Origin of the sequence: Cellulomonas taurus (assembly GCF_012931845.1) — a bacterium.
Lineage (GTDB): Bacteria > Actinomycetota > Actinomycetes > Actinomycetales > Cellulomonadaceae > Cellulomonas > Cellulomonas taurus.
This window is the reverse complement of record NZ_CP051884.1, coordinates 3,290,950-3,314,962: the sequence shown is the minus strand read 5'-3', so window position 1 is coordinate 3,314,962 and position 24,013 is coordinate 3,290,950. Positions and strand designations below refer to the sequence as shown.

The 24,013-nt window shown below is 71.7% G+C and carries 24 protein-coding genes and 1 riboswitch; of the genes, 20 read left to right on the top strand and 4 right to left on the bottom strand.

Features of this window, described 5'->3' with window-relative positions; translation table 11 throughout:
• The first annotated feature begins 48 nt into the window (after positions 1–48).
• The 6 genes from HGK68_RS15370 to HGK68_RS15345 all read left to right on the top strand — a co-directional run bounded on the left by HGK68_RS15370 (position 49) and on the right by HGK68_RS15345 (position 5,257).
• Positions 49–1,566: an MFS transporter gene (locus HGK68_RS15370; protein WP_169166751.1), complete on the top strand. Its 1,518-nt coding sequence runs from the start codon at positions 49–51 to the stop codon at positions 1,564–1,566.
• Positions 1,567–1,666: 100 nt separating this feature from the next.
• Positions 1,667–1,933 carry a hypothetical protein gene (locus HGK68_RS15365; RefSeq protein ID WP_169166750.1) on the top strand — a complete coding sequence of 89 codons (267 nt, stop codon included), beginning with the start codon at positions 1,667–1,669 and terminating at the stop codon, positions 1,931–1,933.
• 93 nt (positions 1,934–2,026) lie between these two features.
• Positions 2,027–2,560 carry a hypothetical protein gene (locus tag HGK68_RS15360; RefSeq protein ID WP_169166749.1) on the top strand — a complete coding sequence of 178 codons (534 nt, stop codon included), beginning with the start codon at positions 2,027–2,029 and terminating at the stop codon, positions 2,558–2,560.
• Positions 2,557–3,555, top strand: a complete 999-nt coding sequence (locus HGK68_RS15355; RefSeq protein WP_169166748.1) for a peptidoglycan-binding domain-containing protein — start codon at positions 2,557–2,559, stop codon at positions 3,553–3,555. Before HGK68_RS15360 ends, HGK68_RS15355 begins: the two co-directional genes overlap by 4 nt.
• Positions 3,546–4,157 carry an ATP-binding cassette domain-containing protein gene (locus HGK68_RS15350; RefSeq protein ID WP_169166747.1) on the top strand — a complete coding sequence of 204 codons (612 nt, stop codon included), beginning with the start codon at positions 3,546–3,548 and terminating at the stop codon, positions 4,155–4,157. Before HGK68_RS15355 ends, HGK68_RS15350 begins: the two co-directional genes overlap by 10 nt.
• Complete coding sequence (locus tag HGK68_RS15345; protein ID WP_169166746.1) at positions 4,154–5,257, top strand: hypothetical protein; 1,104 nt, start codon at positions 4,154–4,156, stop codon at positions 5,255–5,257. The genes HGK68_RS15350 and HGK68_RS15345 overlap by 4 nt, the downstream gene beginning before the upstream one ends.
• Positions 5,258–5,281: 24 nt before the next feature.
• Here HGK68_RS15345 and HGK68_RS15340 read toward each other — a convergent pair whose 3' ends face one another.
• The gene (locus HGK68_RS15340; RefSeq protein ID WP_169166745.1) at positions 5,282–5,857 is read right to left on the bottom strand and encodes an amino acid deaminase; all 576 of its coding nucleotides are present in this window, start codon (positions 5,855–5,857) and stop codon (positions 5,282–5,284) included.
• Between the two features lie 128 nt (positions 5,858–5,985).
• Between HGK68_RS15340 and HGK68_RS15335 the strand changes: the two genes are divergently transcribed.
• Genes HGK68_RS15335 through HGK68_RS15310 form a run of 6 tightly spaced genes read left to right on the top strand, consistent with a single transcriptional unit; the run spans position 5,986 to position 10,923 of the window.
• Complete coding sequence (locus HGK68_RS15335; RefSeq protein ID WP_169166744.1) at positions 5,986–6,687, top strand: HAD family hydrolase; 702 nt, start codon at positions 5,986–5,988, stop codon at positions 6,685–6,687.
• A complete protein-coding gene (locus HGK68_RS15330; protein WP_169166743.1) occupies positions 6,684–7,658 on the top strand; it encodes a phosphate/phosphite/phosphonate ABC transporter substrate-binding protein in 975 nt (324 codons plus the stop codon). Before HGK68_RS15335 ends, HGK68_RS15330 begins: the two co-directional genes overlap by 4 nt.
• Complete coding sequence (gene phnC, locus HGK68_RS15325; protein ID WP_169166742.1) at positions 7,655–8,479, top strand: phosphonate ABC transporter ATP-binding protein; 825 nt, start codon at positions 7,655–7,657, stop codon at positions 8,477–8,479. Before HGK68_RS15330 ends, phnC begins: the two co-directional genes overlap by 4 nt.
• Positions 8,476–9,273 carry a phosphonate ABC transporter, permease protein PhnE gene (gene phnE, locus HGK68_RS15320; protein ID WP_169166741.1) on the top strand — a complete coding sequence of 266 codons (798 nt, stop codon included), beginning with the start codon at positions 8,476–8,478 and terminating at the stop codon, positions 9,271–9,273. Before phnC ends, phnE (HGK68_RS15320) begins: the two co-directional genes overlap by 4 nt.
• Positions 9,270–10,082 carry a phosphonate ABC transporter, permease protein PhnE gene (gene phnE, locus HGK68_RS15315; RefSeq protein WP_169166740.1) on the top strand — a complete coding sequence of 271 codons (813 nt, stop codon included), beginning with the start codon at positions 9,270–9,272 and terminating at the stop codon, positions 10,080–10,082. The genes phnE (HGK68_RS15320) and phnE (HGK68_RS15315) overlap by 4 nt, the downstream gene beginning before the upstream one ends.
• Positions 10,066–10,923 (top strand): MurR/RpiR family transcriptional regulator, encoded by an 858-nt coding sequence (locus HGK68_RS15310; protein ID WP_169166739.1) that lies wholly within the window; start codon positions 10,066–10,068, stop codon positions 10,921–10,923. The genes phnE (HGK68_RS15315) and HGK68_RS15310 overlap by 17 nt, the downstream gene beginning before the upstream one ends.
• Positions 10,924–10,991: 68 nt before the next feature.
• Here HGK68_RS15310 and HGK68_RS15305 read toward each other — a convergent pair whose 3' ends face one another.
• Positions 10,992–11,705, bottom strand: coding sequence for a hypothetical protein (locus HGK68_RS15305; RefSeq protein ID WP_169166738.1), 714 nt, complete (start codon positions 11,703–11,705; stop codon positions 10,992–10,994).
• A 93-nt stretch (positions 11,706–11,798) separates the two neighbouring features.
• The gene (locus HGK68_RS15300; protein WP_169166737.1) at positions 11,799–13,937 is read right to left on the bottom strand and encodes a (Fe-S)-binding protein; all 2,139 of its coding nucleotides are present in this window, start codon (positions 13,935–13,937) and stop codon (positions 11,799–11,801) included.
• A gap of 178 nt (positions 13,938–14,115) precedes the next feature.
• Between HGK68_RS15300 and HGK68_RS15295 the strand changes: the two genes are divergently transcribed.
• From HGK68_RS15295 to mnhG, 6 genes are read left to right on the top strand one after another with little or no spacing between them, the layout of a single operon-like run.
• Positions 14,116–17,199 (top strand): Na+/H+ antiporter subunit A, encoded by a 3,084-nt coding sequence (locus HGK68_RS15295; RefSeq protein WP_169166736.1) that lies wholly within the window; start codon positions 14,116–14,118, stop codon positions 17,197–17,199.
• Positions 17,196–17,711 (top strand): Na(+)/H(+) antiporter subunit C, encoded by a 516-nt coding sequence (locus tag HGK68_RS15290; RefSeq protein ID WP_169166735.1) that lies wholly within the window; start codon positions 17,196–17,198, stop codon positions 17,709–17,711. The genes HGK68_RS15295 and HGK68_RS15290 overlap by 4 nt, the downstream gene beginning before the upstream one ends.
• The gene (locus HGK68_RS15285; RefSeq protein ID WP_169166734.1) at positions 17,708–19,300 is read left to right on the top strand and encodes a Na+/H+ antiporter subunit D; all 1,593 of its coding nucleotides are present in this window, start codon (positions 17,708–17,710) and stop codon (positions 19,298–19,300) included. The genes HGK68_RS15290 and HGK68_RS15285 overlap by 4 nt, the downstream gene beginning before the upstream one ends.
• Positions 19,297–19,869, top strand: a complete 573-nt coding sequence (locus HGK68_RS15280; RefSeq protein ID WP_169166733.1) for a Na+/H+ antiporter subunit E — start codon at positions 19,297–19,299, stop codon at positions 19,867–19,869. Before HGK68_RS15285 ends, HGK68_RS15280 begins: the two co-directional genes overlap by 4 nt.
• A complete protein-coding gene (locus HGK68_RS15275) occupies positions 19,866–20,270 on the top strand; it encodes an MrpF/PhaF family protein (protein WP_169166732.1) in 405 nt (134 codons plus the stop codon). Before HGK68_RS15280 ends, HGK68_RS15275 begins: the two co-directional genes overlap by 4 nt.
• Positions 20,270–20,683 (top strand): monovalent cation/H(+) antiporter subunit G, encoded by a 414-nt coding sequence (gene mnhG / locus HGK68_RS15270; RefSeq protein ID WP_169166731.1) that lies wholly within the window; start codon positions 20,270–20,272, stop codon positions 20,681–20,683. Before HGK68_RS15275 ends, mnhG begins: the two co-directional genes overlap by 1 nt.
• Here mnhG and HGK68_RS15265 read toward each other — a convergent pair whose 3' ends face one another.
• Positions 20,684–20,977: a DUF4235 domain-containing protein gene (locus HGK68_RS15265; protein WP_169166730.1), complete on the bottom strand. Its 294-nt coding sequence runs from the start codon at positions 20,975–20,977 to the stop codon at positions 20,684–20,686.
• A gap of 90 nt (positions 20,978–21,067) precedes the next feature.
• A riboswitch (TPP riboswitch) is annotated at positions 21,068–21,191 on the top strand.
• Positions 21,192–21,248: 57 nt separating this feature from the next.
• Here HGK68_RS15265 and HGK68_RS15260 point away from each other — a divergent pair.
• Positions 21,249–22,295, top strand: coding sequence for a thiamine ABC transporter substrate-binding protein (locus HGK68_RS15260; RefSeq protein ID WP_169166729.1), 1,047 nt, complete (start codon positions 21,249–21,251; stop codon positions 22,293–22,295).
• Between the two features lie 3 nt (positions 22,296–22,298).
• Entirely contained in the window at positions 22,299–24,005 is a 1,707-nt protein-coding gene (locus tag HGK68_RS15255) for an ABC transporter permease (RefSeq protein WP_169166728.1), read from the top strand.
• Positions 24,006–24,013: the final 8 nt, after the last annotated feature.

Here is a 24,013-nt window from a genome sequence, read left to right as displayed (position 1 = left end):
GAGGCAGAGCGCGACCATCACCGCCGTCGTCCGAAAGGCACCACCCGCATGTCCGCGCTCCTCGCCCCGCCGAAGGCGACCGCCACCCGTCAGTGGGCGGCGCTCGCCGTCCTGATGCTGCCGGTCCTGTTGATCTCGGTGGACAACACCGTGCTGAGCTTCGCGTTGCCCGCGATCACGACGGCACTCGGTGCCACCGGCGGGCAACTGCTCTGGATCGTCGACGCGTATCCGCTGATGCTGGCCGGACTGCTGGTGCCGATGGGCTCGCTCGGCGACCGGATCGGCCGTCGGCGCCTGTTGCTGATCGGTGCCACCGGCTTCGCGCTGGTCTCCCTGCTGGCCGCGTGGTCGCCGACCCCGGAGCTGCTGATCGCCGCCCGGGCGCTGCTGGGCGTGTTCGGCGCGACCCTGATGCCCTCCACCCTGTCCCTGCTGCGGAACCTGTTCACCGACCGGGCGCGGCGGCGGCTCGCCATCGCGATCTGGGCGGCGGGCTTCGCGGCCGGTGGTGCGCTGGGCCCCATCGTCGGCGGCTTCCTGCTCACCCACTTCTGGTGGGGGTCGGTGTTCCTGCTGAACACCCCGCTGCTGCTGGTGCTCATCCCGCTGGCGCTCTGGCTGGTGCCGGAGTCCCGCGACCCGCACCCCGGCCCGATCGACGTGCCGAGCATCGTGCTGTCCCTGGTCACCATGCTGCCGCTGGTGCACGCCATCATCGAGATCGGCGAGCGCGGCGTCACCGGGCGGACCTTCGCCGGGGTGGCGATCGGTCTGGTCGCGGGCTGGGTGTTCGTCCGTCGTCAGCGGCGGCTGCCGTTCCCGATGCTCGACGTCACCCTGTTCCGCCGGGCCAGCTTCTCCGGCGCGGTGTCGGCGAATCTGCTGTCCATCATGGGCTTCAACGGCCTGCTGGTGGTCGTCTCCCAGTTCCTGCAGCTGGTGCTCGGCCTGTCGCCGATGGACGCCGGGCTGGTGCTCCTGCCCGGGCTGGTCGCCTCCGTGGTCGCCGGGCTGCTGGCGGTGAAGCTGATCCGCTGGGTGCGGCCCAGCGTCCTGATCGGCGGGTCCTTCCTGCTCGCCGCCCTCGGCTACCTGCTGGCCAGCCGGGTGGGCACCGACCCCACCGTCACCACCATCGCGGTCGCCTTCGTGGTGATGGCGCTCGGCGTCGGCCTCGCGGAGACGCTGACCAACGACGAGATCGTCGCGTCCGTCCCCCCGGAGAAGGCCGGCTCCGCCTCCGCCGTGTCCGAGACCGCCTACGAACTGGGTGCCACCCTCGGCGTCGCCGTCCTCGGCTCGGTGCTCAACGCCACCTACCGAGCCGGGGTGGTCGTCCCCACGAGCGTCACCGCCGATCAGGCGCACGCCGCCGCCGAGACGCTGGCCGGAGCGGTCCGGGTCGCCGGGGAGCTGGACCCGTCCGTGGCGGACGGGCTGCTGGAGTCGGCCAGGGCCGCCTTCGACCTGGGGATGCAGCGGGCGTCGCTGGTCGGGATCGTGGTGGCGGTGGGGGCGGCGGTGGTGTCCTTCGTGACGTTGCGGAAGGCGACCGGGAAGTAAATGCACAAATCGCCTTAAGCGCTATTTTCGCCACGTTTCTCGGAACGGCCACATCGCGGCGTTCGGGCGGTTATGGTCCATGACCATGAAGATGTCATCGATGAGGCTGTTGTCCACGCTCGCGCTGGCTGGGTCCCTGAGTATCGTCGGGATCGCCGGGTCGCCGACTGCGGCCGAGGCGGACACCGGCGTGTGCGGGACCTACGGCGCGTACAGCGCCAAGAATTCCAAGTGCAACTACAAGATCCAGTCGTACAGTCGGTACAACAACAAGTACACGTACGGCAACAAGGCGGCCATGGGTCGCACCTCGAGTCAGGGCGTGTGCACCCAGTACACGACGTACGGCGTCAAGCACCAGGTCTGACCCGTGCCGATCAGACAGGCGACGTGCGCCGCGCTGGGGATCGCCCTCCTGGTTGCGACGGCAGGGTGCGCGCAGCACGCCGAGGGTCACGTGGTGGTCGTGGGGAGTGACGATCCCTCGACCCCGACCTTCACCGGGCCCTGGGCCGACGCGTTCGCGCAGGCCTATCGCACCGCCGGCACCACCGAGCAGCGGCAGATGCTGTCGGACGGGATCGTCTCCGAGCTGGAGTACTCCCAGGTCCGGGACGGGTTCGCCGCATGCCTCGCCGACGTCGGTTACACGGTGACCTGGGCGGACGACGGCGGATACACGCTGGACGTGGGATCGGCCGAGGTGGACGACGCCCACGTGCAGGATCTGGTGGGCGCCTGCGACACCGAGCACCTCGGCGACATCGATTACCTCTACGAGCAGACCACCCGGAACCCGCAGCACCTCGACGAGGCGGAGATCATGGCTGCTTGCCTGGTGCGCAGCGACGTCGTGCCGCCGTCCTTCACCACGGACGACTACGCCGCCTGGTTCGAGGCCGACGACGGGGCCCTGCCTTACACGGTGAGCGCTGCCGCCGGGCAGGTCGCCTTCGACGCCTGCAACGCCGACCCCCTCGGACTGTTCGGGTGACGTCCCGGGCGCCCGTGCTCGTCGGGTCGATGCTGACGGTGGCGGCGATCGGTGCGGCGGCGGGGGTCGTCGTCACCCAGGCCGCGCGACCCGACGTCCTGGCGGAGCCCGTGGCGATCGAGGACGTGGCTCCGAGCGCACGCAGCTTCGACGATGCCAGGACGGTCGAGGTCGCCGTGGAGCGAGCCGACGCCACGACCCTGACGGTACCGACCGAGGGTCGCGTCACCGCATGGCAGTGCGGCGCCGGCGTCGAACTGCTCTCGGGGGCGTCGTCCCTCGCGGTGGACGGTCGCGGGTTGCTGAACCTCGCGACCTCGCTGCCGTTGTGGCGCGACCTCGCGGTGGGCGACAGCGGGGATGACGTGACGGCCCTGCAACAGGCGCTCGTGGACCTGGGCGCCGAGATCGCCGTGGACGGTGTGGTCGGCCGGTCCACCATCCAGGCATTCGCCACCGTGCGCGGCGCGGCAGTGCCCGGCACCGAGTCCGGGACCACGGTGCCGGTCGACGCGGTGTTCTGGTTGCCGGCCCCCGCGGTGCACCTGGCGTCCTGCGACGTGGATCGTGGCGAGACGGTCACTGCTGGCCAGTCGATGGGAGAGGTCCAGGGAGCAGTGCGGTCGGTAGTTCTGACCACCACACCGCCCGATGCCGTCGCCGGGCCGCGGGTGCTGACGGTGAATGGCGTGGCACTGGCGATGACCGACGGCCTGACGGTGGACATCGACCAGCCGGTGGATGCCCTGCCGGTGGGGTCGACGTCGGATCCGCTGACCGGCAGCTGGCGGCTGGCGGAGCCGATGCAAGTGAGCGCGGTGCCGCCCGGGGCTGTCTTCGGCGTGCTCGATGACCGGGCGTGCGTGTTCGGGGACGGACGCGCCATACCGGTGCGGTTGGTGTCCTCGGACCTGGGACAGTCATTGGTCACCTTCGACGACAGGTTGCCGACGTCGGTCCGGCTGTCGGCTCCCGAGGGCGTGCCGTGCCCGTGATCCTGCGCGATCTGGGCCATCGCTTCGACGGCGGGCCGTGGCTGTTCCGCGGGCTGACCGTGGACCTGGAACCGGGGCGGTCCTACGCCGTCACCGGACCCTCCGGCGCCGGGAAGTCGACCCTGCTGTCGATCCTGGCCGGCTGGACCCCCCCGGCAGAGGGCACCAGCACGACCGCCGTCACCGGCCGGATCGCCTGGGTGTTCCAGAGCCCGCACGGCTCACCACGGCGGAGCGCGTTGGACCACGTGACGTGGCCGCTGCTCGCCACCGGCGCCGGGGTCCGGGACGCAGAGGTCGCCGCGGCCGAACTCCTGCACCAGGTCGGACTGACGGCCGCAGCCGGTCGGGAGTTCCGGCGGCTGTCCGGTGGTGAGGCGCAACGGCTGATGCTCGCCCGCGGTCTCGCGGCCCGACCCGGACTGCTCCTGGTCGACGAACCCACGGCGCAGCTCGACCGCACGCGTGCGGCCGAGGTCAACCAGGTGCTGACCCGGCTACGGCCACCCCACACCGTGGTGGTGATCGCGACGCACGACGACGACACCCGGGCCGCGTGCACCGACCTGATCGACCTCACCGAGCGCGTGGGGTGGACATGACCCGCGGTCAGGGCTCTGCCGGGGGGATGCGCTGGTCGGCGATCTGCCGCGAAGTCCGGCGCGACGTCGCCACCGGGGCGGCCAGAACGGTGCTGACCGCGGTCGCTCTGACCGCCCTGCTCATCGGTCTCGCGGCCGGCGAGGTCGCCGCGGTGCGCCAGGCGGTACGCGCGGCCGCCGCCTACCGGGACGCCGGTGCGGCGGTCCTGACGCTGGCCGCACCGGGCCGGGTGGACGGTGCCGCGTGCGCAGCGCTCGCCGACCTGGATCAGGTGGTCGCCGCCGGTGCGATCCGCGCCGCTCCGGACCCACTTGCGCCCGCCGCGCTGCCCCGAACGACGATCCCGACCACCGAGGTGACGCCGGGGCTGCTCGCGGTGCTGGGCATCGAGCGGACCCCTGCCGCCGGGGTGGTGCTGTCCGACCAAGCTGTCGACGCCCTCGGCACGCCGATCGGTTCCACCCTGTCGTTGAACACCGGCAGTGTCGAGGTGACCGCCACCTACGGGTGGCCGTCGGACGGTCGGCGACCCGGCTACGGCTACGCCGCGCTGCTGCCGGTCAGCCCCTGGGGAGCCTTCGACGAGTGCTGGGTGTCGACCTGGCCCGTGCCCACCACCATCGGGTCGGTGCTCCGGACCACCCTGCTGCCGGGGGAGGGGCGTGACCAGGAGTCGCCCGCGGTCGTCTCCCAACTGAACACGACGCTCGGTGCTCGATTCGACGGCGGGACGGTCTTCGACGGACGGCTGACCCGGTTCGCGCCGTGGTTGTCGAGCGGCGTGGCCCTGGTGATCGGGTTCCTCTCGGTCCGCTCCCGCCGCGCCGTCATCGCTGGGCTGCTGCACGACGGGGTGACGGCGGCGGCGCTGATCGGGATCGTCGGCGGGGAGGTGGCGTCGTGGGTGGTGCCGTCCGGACTGCTGGCGTCGTCCTGCGCGGTGATCGCGGCGGCGGTCGGACCTCCGGAGGGGATGACGGCCTCGATCGTGCTCGCGCTGCGTGTGATCCTGCCGAGCCTGGTGGCGGCGATGCTCGGTGCCGGGATCGCGCTCGCCGGGATCCGCGAGCGCCGGCTGATGATCTACGTGCGGGAGTGAGTCATCCGCGGACGGAGCGCCCACTCACTCACACACCGCGTTGTACCGCGCCCCGTCCGGCATCCCCCGCAACTCCGCGATCCGCCCCGCATCCGTCCCCACCGGAAACGCCGTCACCGCCCGCCCCGCCCACCCGTACACCAGCGCACCCCCGCCGGTCACCACCGTCCGCAACCCCGTCCCCGAGTCCTCCCGCACCAGCAGTGCGTCAGCGGGCGGTGCGGCCAGCACGGGCAGCACCGCGTCGGTGACCCGCTGGGCGAGGGTGCGCGCGTCGGGCCGGTGCCAGGGCAGGAAGTGGTCGGGCGGTAGGCCGAGGGCGGTGGCGAGCGAGCCGTCGAGCCACCGGTCGCGTTTGCGGCCGTACGGGGTCTCGGCGGTGGAGAGCAGGTACCCGTAGACGTGGGCGAGTCCGGCGTTGGTGATCGGGTGCTCCACCGGAAGTCCGGCCCACTGTTGCAGCAGGGCGAGGGTGGCGGCGTCGAGCATCGGGGTGCCGGTGTTCTCGTCCAGCAGGGTGGAGCGGCCCCAGTGCGTGAAGGTGCCGTCGGCGGCGTCCTGGCGGATCTGGTCGGCGAGGGAGTGCGGGTCGATGGGCACGGGTCGACGGTAGGGCGGCCGGGTGAACGGAGTGTTCGTCCGGCGTTCACCGCATGGGGTCATTCCGTCCACCATCAATCCCTAGCGTGGACGGTGCGTCCAGACGACCCGACCACGAATGGTGACCCGTGTCCCGCTCCGACACTCTGCTCCTGCTCGACTTCGACGGCACCGTCGCCGTCGGTGACGGTCCGGTGCGTGCCTATGCCCAGGCGGCGGTGGCCCTGTTGCCCGCTGCCGACCGGAAGGCCGTCCTGCGGCAGCTCGATGCCGGGCTGGCGGCCGTCGACCAGGACCGGGCTCCGTTGGACGGCTACGACCTGGTGCGGATGCTCGCCGAGGAGCACGGGGTCGGACCGCATGCCCTCTCGGCCGCGTACCTGGCGTCCCGGCACGCACTGGCCACCGACCAGGCGCCGATCAGCGCGCCGCCGGGACTGGCGGAGCTGCTGGCCGAGCTGCGGCCGGACGCGACGATCGTGCTGGCCACCAATGCCCCGGACATCCGCCTGCGTGAGGCGCTGCGCGGCATCGGGCTCGGCGGGCTGATCGACCGGATCGCCCCGGAGGTCGGCAAGCCCGGTGGCATGGACACCCTGCTCGACTCCCTGCGGGTCGCCCCGGCCGGTCCGGTCCGGGTGCTCTCCGTCGGCGATGTGTGGGTGAACGACCTGGCGCCGGTCGCCGCCCGCGGTCACACCACCGCCCTGATCTCCCGGTGCCCACCACCGGAAGCCCGGCCGACCCATGTCGGTCCGGACCTGCCGTCCCTGTTCCCGGCGATCCGCACCTGGGTGCAGTCGTCACTCGTTGAAGGACTCACGCGATGAAGCAGACCCACGCACTCTCCGCCGCCGCGCTGTTCGCCACCGCGGCTCTGGCCCTGTCCGCCTGTTCCGGCTCCGCCGACGCCGCGAGCACCGACGACGCGCCCGCCGATCCGACCAGCCTCACGCTGGCGCTGGTGCCGTCGCAGGACCAGGACGGCCTGGTGGACACCGCCGCGCCGCTGACCGACTACCTGACCGAGGAGCTCGGCATCGAGGTCACCGGGGTGGTCTCCAAGGACTACCAGGCAGCCGTCGAGGCGATGGGTGCCGGTCAGGCGCAGATCGGCTTCCTGCCCTCGCTCCAGTTGTGGCAGGCGAACGACATGTACGACGCCTCGGTGGTGCTGCAGACCGAGCGCAACGGGAACATCTCCTACCCGGCGCAGTTCATGACCAACAACCCGGACAAGTACTGCGAGGACGAGCCGGTCGAGCGGGACGGCATGCTGTTCTGCAACGGCGCCGACGCGATGTCCGGTCCGGCCGGTCTGGACTCGATCACCAAGGTCAAGGGCGCCAAGGTCTCCGTGCTCGGCCCCGCGTCGCCGGCCGGGTACATCTACCCGATCCTGGCCCTGCAGGAGGCCGGTCTGGACACCGACACCGACATCCAGCAGGTGCCGGTGACCGCGAACGACGCCTCGGTGCTCGCGGTCTACAACGGTGACGCCGAGGTCGGCCTCTCGTTCTGGGACGCCCGCACCATCGTCGCCTCGGACACCCCGGACGTGGGCCAGAAGGTGGTGGTCTTCGCCCTGACCGAGGAGATCCCGAACGACGGCGTGGCCCTCACCGACGACCTGTCGCCGGAGCTGCAGGACCGGATCACCGAGGCGCTGCGGTCCTACTCGGAGTCGGCCGAGGGTTCGGCGGTGCTGGAGTCGATCTACTCGATCACCAAGCTCGCCCCGGCCGACCCGGACAGCCTGGACGTCGTCGCCCGCGCGGCGGAGAAGCTCGGCCTCCAGTGACGTCGACAACCGCTGCGGCGGCCCCCGGGGTGGGTGCTGCGGCGCCCGCCCCGTGGCCGCTGCGACTGCACGAGGTGACGGTCCGCTACCCGAACGGCGTCGTCGGCCTGGACCGGGTCAGCCTGGAGATCGGCGCCGGTGAGATGGTCGCGGTGGTCGGGCTGTCCGGCTCCGGCAAGTCCACGATGATCCGGACGCTGAACGGTCTGGTGCCGGTGACCTCCGGCACCGTGGAGGTGGGCGGTCACGATCTGACCGCGGCCCGGGGCCGGGCGCTGCGGGCGCTGCGCGGCGACATCGGGATGATCTTCCAGTCCTTCAATCTGGCGGGGCGGGCCTCGGTGCTGTCCAACGTGCTGGTCGGCCGGGTCGCCCACACCCCGACCTGGCGCACGCTGGCCGGGCTCTTCACCGCCGAGGACAAGGCGATCGCCGCCGACGCGCTGGACCGGGTCGGCATGCTGGACCGCGCCTGGCACCGGGCGGCGCACCTGTCCGGTGGCCAGCAGCAGCGGGTGGCCATCGCCCGAGCCCTGGCGCAACAGCCGCGCGCGGTGCTGGCCGACGAGCCGGTCGCCAGCCTGGACCCGCCCACCGCCCACGGGGTGATGGCCGACCTGCGCCGGATCAACCGGGACCTGGGGATCACGGTGCTGGTCAACCTGCACCTGCTCGACCTCGCCCGGGAGTACGGCACCCGGCTGATCGGCCTGCGCGGCGGCACAGTGGTCTACGACGGACCGGCGGCCGACGCCACGGACACGGTCTTCGAGGACATCTACGGTCGCTCGATCCGGCCTGACGACGTGCTCGGCGCATGAGCACCCTCGCCCAGCTCCCGCCCCGACCGGCGACCCGGTGGAAGGGCTACGCCGCGGCGCTGGTCGTGCTGGCGATCACCGTGGTCACCCTGCTGCCCGGCATCGGGGTGGAGGTCGACCTCGGGGCGATGGTGCGCAACTGGCAGAACGGTGCCGACAAGATCGTCAAGCTGCTGCAACCCGACTGGTCGTTCTTCCCCCGGACGGTCGCCCCGCTGCTGGAGACCCTGCAGATGGCGGTGATCGCCACCGCGGTGGCCGGGCTGGTGTCGGTGCCGCTGAGCCTGTGGGCGGCGCGGACCACCAACCCGCACCCGGTGACGCGGCGGATCGTGCGCGCCGTGCTGAACATCGTGCGAGCGGTGCCGGACCTGCTCTACGCCGCCGTCCTGGTCGCGATGGTCGGGGTCGGCGCGCTGCCCGGCATCATCGCGCTGGTCCTGTTCGACCTCGGCATCATCGTGAAGCTGGTCTCCGAGCAGCTGGAGGCGATGGACACCGGCGCCCTGGAGGCGGGTCGGGCCGCCGGTGGCAGCCAGACCCAGGTGAACCGTGCGGTCGCGGTGCCGGAGATGATGCCCGGCTTCCTGAACCAGCTGCTGTACGTCCTCGAACTCAACGTCCGGGCATCGTCGGTGCTCGGGCTGGTCGGCGCGGGCGGGATGGGGCTGCTGATCGACGCGGTCCGCTCGTTCTACCGCTACGACCAGCTGTCCCTCATCATCTTGGAGATCCTCGCCGTGGTCCTGGTCATCGACCTGATCAGCAGCGCCGTCCGCCGGAGGCTGGTGTGAGCGCGCTCGTGCTGCCGGCCCGGCCGACCCGGCTGCCGCTGCGACTGCTCGGCATCGGGATCACCGTCGTGGTGCTGCTGGCCTTCTGGTCGGTGCCGATCACGTGGACCCGGCTCGCCGACCTGCCGTCCGAGGTGGTGCGCTACCTGTGGCTGATGTTCAGCGGCCCGGAGTGGTCGAAGCTGCCCGAGGCGCTGTGGCAGACCTGGCGGTCGGTGGCGATGGCCTGGCTGGGCACCGTGCTCGGCGTGCTGATCGCCACGCCGCTCAGCCTGTGGTCGGCGCGCGGCCACGCCCCGGCCCCGGTGCGGGGGATGCTGCGGTTCGGGTTCAGCGTGATCCGCGCGGTGCCGGAGATCATCATCGCGATCGTGATCCTGTCGGTGACCGGACTGACCCCGCTGACCGGTGCCCTGGCGCTCGCGGTGAACGGCGTCGGCACCCTGGGCAAGTGGGGCTACGAGTCGATCGAGGGGATCGACCGCGGCCCGGTGGAGGCGGTGCGCGCCGCCGGGGGCAACGGGATGGAGGTGCTGCGCTGGGGGGTGTGGCCGCAGGCACTGCCGGAGTTCCTGGCGTTCTGGCTGTACCGGTTCGAGATCAACGTGCGCTCCTCCGCGGTGCTCGGCTTGATCGGGGTCGGCGGCATCGGTGACATGCTCACCTCCTACACCCAGTACCGGCAGTGGTCGGTGGTGGGAGTCCTGCTGATCGTGGTGGTCGTGGTGACCGTCGCCATTGACGCCGTCTCCGGTGCGCTGCGTCGCCGGATCATGGAAGGAGCGCGCGCCCGTGCCGTCCAGCCCTGAGACCGCCGCCCCGCCCACCGTCCGGATCGCCACCGCCCTGCCGAGCCTGCAACCCACCGAGCGTCGGGTACTGGAGCTGGTGCTGGCCGAGCCGGAGCGGGTGGTCGAGGCCACCGCGCAGGAGGTCGCCGACCTGGTCGGGGTCGGGCGGGCATCCGTGGTCCGGGCCTGCCAGTCGATCGGCTACAAGGGGTACCCCCAGCTGCGGGTGGCGCTGGCCGCCGAGCTGGCGCACCGGGACGAGCAGGTCGACTACGGGTCCTCCGCGCTGGGCCGGATCCGGGCCGACATCGCCGCGCTGGCCGCGTCCCTGCCGCAGATCACCGCGGTGCTGGCCGAGGACGCCGTGGAGCAGGCGGTGCAGACCCTGGCCGGGGCACGACGACTGCTGGTGCTCGCCAACGGACTGTCGGCGCCGCTGGCCACCGACATGGCGATGCGCCTGACCGCGGTGGGCCGCACGGCCGACTTCGTGGCGGACGCGATCGGCCAGCAGATCGCCGCCCGCGGCCTGACCCCGGGGGATGCCTGCGTGGTGATCTCCGGCTCCGGCGCGAACGAGTCCAGCCTCAAGGTGGCCCGTGCCGCCCGGGCCGGGGGTGCGACCGTGGTGGCCGTGACCTCGTTCCGGGACTCGCCGCTGGGGGAACTGGCCGACGCGGAGCTGGTGATCGCCCCCGCCGGGACCACCTTCCGGCACGAGCTGGAACGCACCTCCCGGACCGCGCTGGCGGTGCTGGTCGAGTCGTTGGTCAGCATCGTCGCCGCCCGACGCGGCACGCAGGCGACCGAGGCACATGCCCAGGTGCTCGACATCCTCTCGGACAACCTCGCCGACTGACCTCGTCCCGAACCCGGACACGCGAACGCCCCGGACCGCATCAGGCGGTCCGGGGCGTTCGGGTCAGCTCACTGCCAGGTGATCGGCGCCGGGAAGTACGGGTTGTCCGAGGACGCGATGAACGAGGAGTACGACTCGCCGTTGTACTCCGCCGCGGTCACCGGGGTGCCGTCGGCCAGCGCCACGAAGCAGCTGATCGCGGTGCGGGTCGCCTCGTCGTACTCCGGCAGCAGCAGGCCGCAGTTGTCGCCGGGGCTGTTGAAGGAGAAGCCGCTGGTCAGGTACTGGGTGTCGGTGCCGTCGGCGGCGATCGGGAACAGGTCCACCGTGGTTGGGTCGTAGCCCTCGGGGGTGTCGTACAGCCACTGGTGCTGGGTGATCACCGCGTAGGGGGTGTACTGCTCGAACTCCTCGGCGTTGCTGAACTGCTTGTAGATCGACTTGTCCAGCTCGCGGATCTCCAGCACCGCGACGCCGACGCCCCCGCTGACCTCCTGGTCGCCGAAGGTCTCGGTTTGGTTCAGCCAGGCGGGAGTGCCGAAGGGCAGGGTCGCACCGGGGCCGGTCACGTCGCCGGCCGCACCGAAGTCCACCGGCTGCACGTCGTACTTGGTGTCCAGCGTGGTGTCCTCCGGCTCGTCCTCGGCAGCCGAGGACTGCTGGGAGCTGGTGGTCGACCGGTCGCGGGGGTCGTCCTTCTTGGTGCCGCCGGAGGAACTGCACCCGGTGACGACCAGGGCGAGGGCGATGACAGCGGGCACGGCACGGAGCAGGGGTCGCACGGTGGAACCTTCCAGGGGCGGCTGAGTCTCGGGCGCACGCTCAGGGAGCGCACAGCGACTGTAGAACACAGCGTTCGGGCGAGCGCGCCGCGTTCACGCCCCGCGCAGGCGGCCGGACAGCAGCACCGCGATGTCCGCGACCTCGGGGACGCCGATGTCGCTGCGGTCGGCGGCCGCGACCCCGTCGGTGAGCATGACGGTGCAGAACGGGCACGCGGTCGCGATGGCGCTGGCGCCGGTGTCGATCGCCTCTTGCGCGCGGGCGGTGCCGATCCGGGTGCCGATCGACTCCTCGATCCACATCCGCGCGCCACCGGCCCCGCAGCAGAAGGACTGTTCCCGGGTGCGGGGCATCTCGGTGACCTGGACCCCGGCGGCGGCCAGCAGTTCCCGGGGCGGGGAGTAGATCTGGTTGTGGCGGCCCAGGTAGCAGGGGTCGTGGTAGGTCACCACGGCCCCCGGGTCCGCCACGCCACCCGGCCCCGCGACAACCGCCGCAGCAGGCTCGACCGGCACCAGCCGCCCCTCCGCCACCAGCCGGTTCAGCAGCTCGGTGTGGTGCACCACGTCGTAGTGCCCGCCCAGCTGCGGGTACTCCCGGGACAGCGTGTTGAAGCAGTGTGCGCAGGTGACCACGACTGCCTGCGCCCGGGCGGCGTTCAGCGTCTCGACGTTGCCCGCCGCGAGCATCTGGAACAGCACCTCGTTGCCCGCCCGCCGCGCCGGGTCACCGGTGCAGCCCTCGCCCTCGCCGAGCACCGCGAAGGACACCCCGGCGGCGTGCAGCAGTTCGGCCACCGCCCGGGTGGTCCGCATCGCCTTCTCCTCGAAGGACCCCGCGCAGCCGACCCAGAACAGGTAGTCGACCTCCTCCGCCGACTCCAGGTCGGCGCCGATCACCGGCACCTCGAAGTCGAGCCCCGCCGCCCACCTCAGCCGTTGTCGCGCCGGCAGCCCCCACGGGTTGCCCCGACGCTCCAGCTTGGTGAACGTCCCGGCCAGTTCCGCCGGGAACGCCGACTCCATCAGGGTCTGGTAGCGCCGGATGTCGACGATGGTGTCGACGTGCTCGATGTCCACCGGGCACTGCTGGACGCACGCTCCGCAGGTGGTGCAGGCCCAGAGCGCGTCGGCGTCGATCACCCCGGAGGCGACCAGGTCGACGTCCACGTGCCCGGACGCGGTGTCGTCGGTCCCGGTCCCGGTCGCGGTCAGGTAGGGGGCGGTCGCCGCCGCCTGGTCGCGCAGGGCCATCACCACCCGCTTCGGCGACAGCGGTTTACCGGTGGCCCAGGCCGGGCACTGGTCCTGGCAGCGGCCGCACTCGGTGCAGGTCGCCACGTCCAGCAGCTGCTTCCAGCTCAGGTCCTCGACCGCGCGGACTCCGAGCCGGGCGTCCTCCGGCAACGACTCCAGCGCCGCCACGTCCAGGTCGGCGTCGTCGACCCGGACCGGCAGCAGCGGGCCCAGCGCCGGGCGGCCGTCGTCGTAGCGCCGGGCGTAGATGTTCACCACGGCCAGGAACCGGTGCCAGGCGATGCCCATCGTGGGTTGACTGCCGACGACGACGAACCAGCTCATCGACACCAGGATCTTCACCGTGGCGCAGAGCACGACCAGTGTCTCGACCGTCCCGGTGCTCACCCCGGTGAACAGGTCGCCGATCCACGCGGTGGTCGGGAAGTGCCACACCGATCCGCCGCCGAGCCGGTGCTCCAGCCCGCGCAGCAGCAGCACGGCGAGCACCACGGCCAGCACGGTGCCCTCGACCACGGCCGCCTGTGCCTGGTTCGAGCCCGAGAAGCGCGAGGACGACCGTCGACTCAGCCGCACCCGGACCGCGATCAGCGCCAGGATCCCGGCCAGCGACAGCCAGGCGATGGCCTCGGTGAGCCACTCCCAGGGCAGCAGGTGCCCGAGCACCGGCAGCGTCCAGGTCGGGTCGAGGATCTGGCCGTAGCCGGTGACCAGCGTGAAGAACAGGATCGGGAAGGAGACCATCACGGTCCAGTGCGCGACCTTCACCACCGGCGAGTGCTGGAACCGGCCGTGGCCGAGCATCTCGCGCAGCACCAGACCGACCCGCCGTCCGACCGGGCCCGAGCGCCCGGGCGCCGGGCGCCCCATCGTGATCGCGCGGGTGAGCCGGGCGGCACCTCGGACGAACACCGCGACCCCGACGACGGTGCCGACGAGCACCGCGACGAGGCAGGTCAGGCGCAGGAGGGTCACCGCACGAGGCTAGTCCGGTCACGCCGAGGGTGAACAGGACCGGCGGACCTAGGACCCAGTTGGTAGGCTGGTGGGGATCCCTTGACCACGACGACGCCCTGCGTTGCCGTGCGTCGTCGTACCCTCCGCCTGACAACTGAAGTCCCCCACCCGCCCCACGACCGGACGGAGCGGACGTTTGCTGCAACTCCTCACGCTGCACCTCGTCGCTGCCCTGGCGGCCCCTGCCCTCGTGGCATGGATCGGCCGCAAAGCGTTCTGGGTGCTGGCGCTCGCGCCCGCCGCCGTGACGGTGTGGGCGCTGAGCATGACCCAGGCGGTGATGGAGGGTCGTAGCCCGACCCAGACCGTCGCCTGGATCCCCGCACTCGGACTCGACCTCAGCTTCCGGATGGACACCCTCAGCTGGCTGATGAGCCTGCTGGTCGGCGGTGTCGGTGCTGTCGTCCTGATCTACTGCTCGGCGTACTTCAAGGAGCACGCCTCCGCCCTCGGCCGGTTCAGCGGTGTGCTCACCGCCTTCGCCGGGGCGATGTTCGGCCTGGTCACCGCGGACAACACCCTGCTGCTGTTCGTGTTCTGGGAGCTGACCACGGTCTTCTCCTACCTGCTGATCGGCCACTACCACGAGCGCAAGGCGTCCCGTCGGGCCGCGATGCAGGCCATCGTGGTCACCACCGCCGGTGGTTTGGCGATGCTGGTCGGCGTCATCTTCATCGGCGAGGCGGCGGGCACCTACAGCCTCTCCGCGACGTTGGCGGACCCGCCGCACTCGGCGCTGGTCACCGCCGGGGTGGTCTGCCTGCTGATCGGTGCCGCGACCAAGTCCGCGCTGATCCCCACCCACTTCTGGCTGCCCGCCGCGATGGCTGCGCCGACCCCGACCAGCGCCTACCTGCACGCCGCCGCGATGGTGAAGGCCGGTGTGTACCTGGTCGCCCGGTTCGCCCCGGCGTACTCCGAGCTGACCGTGTGGCGCTGGTTCATCGTGATCCTGGGGCTGGGCACGCTGCTGCTCGGCGGCTACCGGGCGCTGCGCCAGCACGACCTCAAGCTGATCCTGGCCTTCGGGACCGTGAGCCAGCTCGGTCTGATCGTGCTGCTGGTCGGCTACGGCACCCGCGCGACCGCCCTGGCTGGGCTGGCGATGCTCGGTGCGCACGCGATGTTCAAGGCGGCGCTGTTCCTGGTGGTGGGCGTGGTCGACGCCGCCACCGGCACCCGCGACCTGCGACGGCTGTCCGGGGTGGGCCGCGCGCTGCCGCTCACCGCCTGGGCCGGTGGCCTGGCCACCGCGTCGATGATCGGCCTGCCCCCCTTCGCCGGGTACGTCGGCAAGGAGGCGGCCCTCGAAGCGCTGGCCCACGACGCCGACCCCCTCGGCATGGTCGTGCTGGTCGGCGTCGCGATCGGCTCCGCGCTCACCGTGGCCTACGGTCTGCGGCTCTGGTGGGGTGCGTTCGCCACCAAGCCGGTGATGTCGGTCGCCAAGGTGCGGATGATCACCGCCGCCGAGGCCCGGCTGCCGGTGCCGGAGACCACCGACCCGAAGGAGCTGCTGGAGGAGCCCGCGCCGGTGGGTCGCCCGTCGCTGGTCCTGGTCTGGCCCGCGATGCTGCTGGCGCTGCTCGGTGTGGTCGTGGCGCTGGTGCCGCACTTCGGCGAGGAACTGCTGGCCCCGCACGCTGACCAGTACCCGATCGGCGAGGCCGGGCACCTCACGCTGTGGGGCGGCTTCGGGCTGCCGGTGCTGGTCACCATCGCCGTGCTCGGCTCGGGCGCCCTGATGTTCTGGCGCCGCAGCCTGGTCGAGCAGTTCCAGGCGGCACTGCCCCGGGTGCCGGAGGCGGACCGGATGTACCGCCGCCTGATGCGCCGACTGGACGACCTCGCCGCCGACGTCACCGCCCAGACCCAGCGCGGTTCGCTGCCGCTGTACCTCGGGTCGATCCTGGTGGTCTTCGTGCTCGGCGTCGGCATCCCGATGCTGCGGCTCACCTCGCTGCCGAAGGACACCGTGCGGTGGGACGAGCCCGCGCAGGTGGTCTTCGGCCTGTTCATCGCCCTGGCGGCGATCCTGGTGGCCCGCGCTCGTCGCCGGCTCAAGGCCGTGATCCTGCTGGGTGTGGCGGGCTACGGCGTCGCCGCCCTGTTCCTGCTGCAGGGTGCGCCGGACCTGGCGTTGACCCAGGTGCTCACCGAGACGCTGACCCTGGTGGTCTTCGTGCTGGTGATGCGCCGCCTGCCGCCGTACTTCTCCGATCGGCCGCGGACCAGCTCGCGCTGGGTGCGGCTGGCGATCGGCCTCGCGGCGGGACTGACCGTCGGCGGACTGGCGCTGGTGGTGCCGGGCGCGCGGGTGCACAGCCCGGTGTCGGTGGACTTCGCCGCCGAGGCCTACGAGTTCGGCGGCGGCAAGAACATCGTCAACGTGACCCTGGTCGACATCCGCGCCTGGGACACCATGGGCGAGATCTCGGTGCTGCTGGTCGCGGCGACCGGTGTCGCCTCGCTGGTGTTCCTGCGGCGCCGCTCCGGCGCGATCTACCGCGCCGGTGAGGCATCCGAGACCCGCCAGGTCTGGACCGGCACCGGGTCCAGCGACCCGCAGAGCGCCGTGCGCAACCTGCCGATCTCGGAGAGCCGCCGGGCCGCCTACCAGCCGCGGGAGTGGCTGCGCTCGGCGCGGACCCTGGCACCCCAGCGCCGCTCGGTGGTGTTCGAGGTCGTGGTCCGGCTGCTGTTCCACACCATGATCGTGTACTCGTTGTTCCTGCTGTTCTCCGGGCACAACAACCCGGGCGGTGGCTTCGCCGCCGGTCTGGTCACCGGCATCGCGCTGATCGTGCGGTACCTGGCCGGTGGCCGGTACGAGCTGGGCGAGGCCGCTCCGGTGCAACCGGGTCTGCTGCTCGGGTCGGGGCTGTTCCTGTCCGCGGGTGTCGGGCTGGTCGCGCTGCTGGCCGGTGGCTCGGTGCTCCAGTCCTGGATCATCGACCTGCACCTGCCGCTGATCGGTGACATCCACCTGGTCACCTCGCTGTTCTTCGACATCGGCGTGTACCTGGTCGTGGTCGGGCTGGTGCTGGACATCCTGCGCAGCCTGGGCGCCGAGCTGGACCGGCAGGCCGAGGCGGCCGGTGAGGGCTACGAGCTGGTCGTCGGTGGTGACGCCGAACCCGGCGAACCGGTGAAGGACCCCTTCGCCGCGATCCGCGGCGCCGCCGCCACGCACAACCGACCGACCGGAGGTGACGCATGATCGACATGAGCCCGAACCTGGTCCTGGTCGCCGTGATCGTCGTGCTGGTCACCGCCGGGGTGTACCTGCTGCTGGAGCGCTCGCTCACCCGGGTGCTGATCGGCGTGATCCTGCTGGGCAACGCCGCGAACCTGCTGTTCCTGATCGCCGGGGGCCGCGCCGGTCGCCCGCCGATCGTCGGGGACGCCCCGGTGGAGGAACAGGCCGATCCGCTGCCGCAGGCCATGGTGCTGACCGCCATCGTCATCACGCTGGCCACCACGGCCTTCGTGCTGGCCATGGCGTACCGGTCCTGGCAGCTGCACCGCCACGACGAGGTCCAGGACGACATCGAGGACCGCCGTATCGCCCGCCTGGCAGCCCGCGACGAGCGGGCCTTCGACGACGCCGACACCGAGGACACCATCGACACCCTGGACGAGCAGGCAGCCGAGACCCGCGACGAGACCGACGACAGCGAAGCCGGAACCGCGGCGGGCCCGACGGCGGACAACGAGGTGGACCACGCATGAGCGAGTTCTCCTGGTTGGTGCCGCTGCCGGTGGTCGTGCCGCTGTTCGGTGCCGGACTGGCCCTGGCGCTCTACCGCCGACCCCGGCTGCAACGGATCATCTCCGTGGTGGCGCTCAGCATCGTGCTGGTCGTCGCGGCGGTGCTGCTGGTCGCCGCCGACTCCGGCCCGGTGGTGGTCGACATCGGCAACTGGGCGGCCCCGGTCGGCATCGACCTGGTCGCCGACCGGCTCAGCGCGCTGATGCTGACCGTCTCCGCCGCCGTCACGCTCTGCGTCCAGCTGTACTCGCTGGCCCAGGGTGAGGCCGACGGTGACGAGGCAGCCCCGGTGTCCATCTACCACCCGACGTACCTGATCCTGACCGCCGGGGTGGCGAACGCCTTCCTCTCCGGCGACCTGTTCAACATCTACGTCGGCTTCGAGATCCTGCTGTTCGCCTCCTACGTGCTGCTCACCATGGGCGGCACCGGCGAGCGGATCCGCGCGGGCAGCGTCTACGTGGCGGTCGCGCTGCTGTCGTCGGTGCTGTTCCTGATCGCCATCGCGATGATCTACGCGGCCACCGGCACGGTGAACCTGGCCCAGCTGGCCGAACGACTGCCGGAGATCGACTCCGGGGTCCGGCTGCTGCTGCAGATCCTGTTGCTGCTGGCCTTCGGGATCAAGGCGGCGATCTTCCCGCTGTCCGCCTGGCTGCCCGACTCCTACCCGACCGCCCCGGCGCCGGTCACCGCGGTGTTCGCCGGGTTGCTGACCAAGGTCGGCGTCTACGCCATCATCCGGGTGCAGACCCTGCTGTTCCCGGACGGACGACTGAACGACGTGCTGATGTGGGCGGCGCTGGCCACGATGGTGGTGGGCATCCTCGGCGCCGTGGCGCAGGACGACATCAAACGACTGCTGTCCTTCACCCTGGTCAGCCACATCGGGTACATGATCTTCGGCATCGCGCTGGGCACCCAGACCGGGTGGTCGGCGGCGATCTACTACGTGGCCCACCACATCACGGTGCAGACCACGCTGTTCCTGATCTCCGGCCTGATCGAGCGCCGCGGCGGGACGACCTCGCTGGACGAGCTGGGCGGTCTGGCCAAGGCGGCCCCCCTGCTCGCGGTGATGTTCTTCATCCCGGCGATGAACCTGGCCGGCATCCCGCCGCTGTCCGGCTTCCTGGGCAAGGTGGGCCTGATGCAGGCGGGCACCCAGCTCGGCACCCCGCTGGCGATCACCCTGGTGGTCGGCGGGGTGGTCACCTCACTGCTCACCCTGTACGCGCTGATCAAGGCGTGGAACAAGGCGTTCTGGCAGAACCCGCCCGCGCCGCTGCCGGACACCACCCTGCCGCGGGGCATGGTCGGGTCGGCGGGCGCGCTGGTGGTCTTCGGCCTGGCGCTGACCGTGTTCGCCGGGCCGCTCTACGGCTACGCGGACCGGGCCGCCGAGGCGCTCACCGACCGGCAGTACGTCGAGGCGGTGCTGCCCAACGGCGAGCGCGGTGAGGGTGACTCCGCCGAGGTCGCCCGGTCGGCCGGTCCGTCGTCGCTGCCGTCCCCGACGTTCACACCCGACCCGGAGGGGACGCCATGAGCCGCAAGCCGAAGCCGAGCCTGCTGCGTCAGTGGCCCACGATCGCGTGGCTGACCGTGGTGTGGGTGCTGCTCTGGGGTTCGCTGAGCTGGGGCAATGTGATCGCCGGGCTGCTGATCGCGGTCGCGGTCACCGGCCTGCTGCGGATGACCCCGGTCGACTTCCACGGCCGCGTGCACCCCTGGGGGGTGGTCGTCCTGGTCAGCCGGTTCGTCTGGGACCTGTTCAAGGCCTCGTTCGAGGTGTCCTGGGTGGCGCTGCGCCCCCGGCACACCCCGCACGGCGCGGTGATCGGCGTGCAGCTGCGGTCGCACTCCGACCTGTACCTGACCATCACCGCCGAGCTGTGTTCGCTGGTGCCCGGATCGCTGGTGGTCGAGGCGCACCGCCTGACCGGCAAGCTCTTCCTGCACGTCCTGGACGTCGACCAGGTCGGTGGCATCGAGGCAGCCCGTAAGGTCGTCCTCGACCAGGAGGAGCGGGTGCTCCGGGCGCTCGCCTCGGACACCGAGCTGCGCGAGGCGGGACTGGAACCGCATCGGCGCCGTCGTCAGGAGGTGGCGGCATGACCGTCGTCGTGATCGTCAGCGCCGTCCTGCTGGCTGCGGCCGGGGCGATGGCGCTGATCCGCGCCGAGAAGGGTCCGTCCATGCTGGACCGGACCATCGCCCTCGACATCGTGGTCAGCGTCCTGGTCGCCGCGATCGCCCTCTACGCCGCGGTGGACCGCCGGGCCGACGTGGTGCCGATCCTCGTGGTGCTCTCCCTGGTCGGCTTCATCGGCTCGGTGACCATCTCCCGCTTCGCCTCGGTGGAGCCGGAGGGCGAGGGCCGGGTCCGTACTCGCGAGGAGATCGCCGCCGAGGAGGCCGAACGGATCAAGGCCGAGGAAGAGGCGGAGGCCGAACGCCGCGCCCGCCGGGCCAAGGACGCCGAGCACGTCGCCAAGGACCACCCGGAGGGGCACTGATGAACTGGGACGCCATCGCGGACGTCGCCTCCGCCATCTTCCTGCTCGGCGGCGCCGCCCTCGCCTTCGCGGCCGGGGTCGGCGTGCTCCGGTTCCCCGACCTGCTGTCCCGGATGCACGCCGGGACCAAGCCGCAGGTACTGGGCCTGGTGCTGGTGCTGGTCGGCTTGTCGCTGCGGCTGCGGGACGGGTCAGCGGTCTGGGCGCTGGTGCTGGTCGCGCTGTTCCAGATGCTCACCGCGCCGGTGGCCGCCCACCTGGTGGGCCGGGCCGGTTACCGCACCGGGAAGGTGCGCGACGACCTGCTGGTGGTGGACGAGCTCACCGAGGCGCAGGAGCGGGCCGTCCAGCACGCCGAGGAGGCGGCAGCCTCGAACGAGGGTGCCGCCCCCAAGGCCAACGACAAGGGCTGATCAGTCCGCCTTGCCCGGCAGGTGTCGCCCGTCGTTGACCCGCTTGCTGAAGTGCGCGGTGCCCCGGGTCGCCATCACCCGGGCCAGCGACACCACCGCACCGGTGATCGCGGCGGCGGCCACCACCTCGCCCAGGCGGCTGTCGCCCGGGTTCTCCGGCTGCGGCGGCTCGTGGCCGAGGGTCTTCTTCCAGACGGCGGTCAGCGCCTTCTGCGCCACCCACGCCACGGCACCGGCCACGATCAGCCCGGTGACCTTGGCCAGGGTGGACTCGTTCTGCTCCTCGTCGGACACGGTGCGACCTCCAGAGTGGGTGGGGCTTGCGGGTGTCCACGCTAGCCGGAGCCGGGTGCAATCGCAGGTCGCACACGGTGTACTGTCGGCGGCGAACGACAGGGGAGCGTCCCGGGCCGGCAACGGCCCGACCGGCGCTGAGAGTGCGGACGGACCGCAGACCCTCACACCTGATCCGGTTAGCACCGGCGTAGGGAGTCGAGACATCTCTCCCCGTCCTGGCACACCCGTGTCCGGGCGGCCCCCTCGGTTACTCATCGAGGAGGAAGCAATGCGCACGATCCTGGGGGCGGGCTTGGTGATGGCCCTCGCCGCGTGCTCGGTCACCACCCCGACGGCGGACGAGTCGTCGTCCGACGGCGGCACCGTCACGCTGGTCACCCACGACTCCTTCCACCTGAGCGACGGGCTGCTGGCCGACTTCGAGCAGCGGACCGGGCTGACCGTGAAGCAGGTGGCACCCGGTGACGGCGGTGCGCTGGTCAACCAGCTGATCCTGACCAAGGACAGCCCGTTGGGCGACGTGGTCTACGGGATCGACAACAGCTTCGCCACCCGCGCCATCGACGCCGGGGTGTTGCAGCCGTACACCTCCGAGGTCCCGGCCGCCGCCGACGCCGCGCAGTACGCCCCGGATGACTCCGGTTCGTTGACCGCGGTGGACATGGGCGACGTGTGCCTGAACGTGGACACCGTCTGGTTCGCCGATCACGGCCTGGCGGCACCGACCACGCTGGATGACCTGACAGCGCCCCAGTACAAGGACCTGACGGTGGTCACCAACGCGGCGACCAGTTCCCCGGGCCTGTCCTTCCTGCTCGCGACCATCGGCGCCAAGGGCGAGGACGGCTGGCAGGCGTACTGGTCGGCGCTCAAGGACAACGGGCTCAAGGTGGCCGAGAGCTGGTCGGACGCCTACTACTCCGACTTCTCCGGTGGCGGTGGCGGTGGGTCCCGGCCGATCGCGCTGTCCTACGCCTCCTCCCCTCCGGAGACCGTCACCGACGACGCCACCGGTCCGACCACCGCGGCGATGCTCGACACCTGCTTCCGCCAGGTCGAGTACGCCGGGGTGCTCGAGGGGGCGCAGAACCCGGAGGGTGCCCAGCAGTTGATCGACTTCCTGCTCTCCGACGAGGTCCAGGAGGACATCCCCGGCTCGATGTACATGTACCCGGTGTCCTCGACCGCGAGCCTGCCGGACACCTGGCAGCAGTGGGCGCCGCTGTCCGACGACCCCTGGACCGTCGACCCGGCCGAGATCTCCGCGAACCGGGACGACTGGGTGCGCACCTGGACCGACCTGGTGGTCGGCTGACCCATGCCCGGCCCCGCGCAGCCGCCGAGTGCGGAGTTCCTGAGGCGTCCCGGACGACCGGTCCCTCGGAGACTGCGCACTCGGCACCTCGCCTGGACCCTCGCGGCGACGGTCCCGCTGGTGTTCCTCGGGGTGTTCTTCGCCTGGCCGGTGCTGTCGCTGGTCGGCCGGGGGTTCTGGGACGGCGGGCCCGACCTGTCCGGCTTCGCGGAGGTCTTCGGCCGCCCGCGGACCTGGCGGATCATCGGCCTGACCCTGGCGCAGGGCGCGATCGGCACCGTGGTCTCGGTGCTGCTCGGCATCCCGGGGGCGTACCTGCTCTATCGCTGCCGGTTCCGCGGTCAGGGGGTGCTGCGGGCATTCGTCACCATCCCGTTCGTGCTGCCCACCGTGGTAGTCGGCGTCGCCTTCCGGGCGTTGCTGCGCGACAACGGCCCGCTCGGGTTCCTAGGGCTGGACGGCAGCTTCACCGCGATCATCGCGGCGCTGGTGTTCTTCAACTACGCGGTGGTGGTGCGCACCGTGGGCGGCCTGTGGTCCCGGCTGGACCCGAGGCCGGAGCAGGCGGCCCGGTCCCTCGGTGCCGGACCGGCGCGGGCCTTCCTCACCGTCACCCTGCCGGCGCTCGCCCCGGCGATCGTGTCGGCGGCCTCGCTGGTGTTCCTGTTCTGCGCCACGGCCTTCGGCACCGTGCTGGTGCTCGGTGGCCTGCGGTTCGGCACCGTGGAGACCGAGATCTGGATCCAGACCACCCAGTTCCTCGACCTGCGGGCCGCCGCCGTGCTGTCGGTGGTGCAGGTGGTCGTGGTCGGCGCCGCGCTGGCGGTCGCGGGCCGGGCGCGCAGTCGCCGGGAACGGGCACTGGCGCTGGTCGAGGCGCCGACGGCACCGACTCGGCCGCATCCGGTGCCGACCGTCATCACCGCGCTCACCCTGGTGCTGCTCGCGCTGCCGCTGATCGCGCTGGTCACCGGGTCACTGCGGGTCGGTGACGGCTGGGGGGTCGACCACTACCGCGCACTGGCGACCACCGGGGGCGACTCGGCCCTGACCGTCACCGTGTGGGAGGCACTGCGGAACTCGCTCGCGGTGGCCGTCGACGCCACGCTGCTCGCGGTGCTGGTCGGCGGCTTGGTCGCCCTGGTGGTGTCGCGGCGACCCCGGCACCCGGTGCTGCGCCGGACGGTGGCGGTGCTGGACGGGGCGTTCATGCTGCCGCTCGGGGTGTCGGCGGTGACCGTGGGCTTCGGCTTCCTGCTGGTGATGGGCCACCCGTTCGGGATCAGCACCGATCTGCGCACCAGCGGCATCCTGGTGCCGATCGCGCAGGCGGTGGTCGCGGTGCCGCTGGTGGTGCGGACCGTGCTGCCGGTGCTCCGTGCGATCGACCCCCGGTTGCGTGAGGCGGCGGCGACCCTGGGCGCCGGGCCGGGTCGGGTGCTCGCCACCATCGACCTGCCGGTGGTGCTCCGCTCGCTGGGGCTGGCGGTCGGCTTCGCCTTCGCCGTGTCACTCGGTGAGTTCGGCGCGACCAGCTTCCTGGCCCGGCCGGATCGGCCCACCCTGCCGGTGGTGATCTTCCGGCTGATCGGGCTGCCCGGCGCCGACCGGTACGGGATGGCCCTGGCGGCGAGTGTGGTGCTCGCGGTCCTGACAGCGGGGGTGATGGCGCTGGCCGAACGGCTGCGCGGATTCGGAGGCGAACTGTGACCCACGAC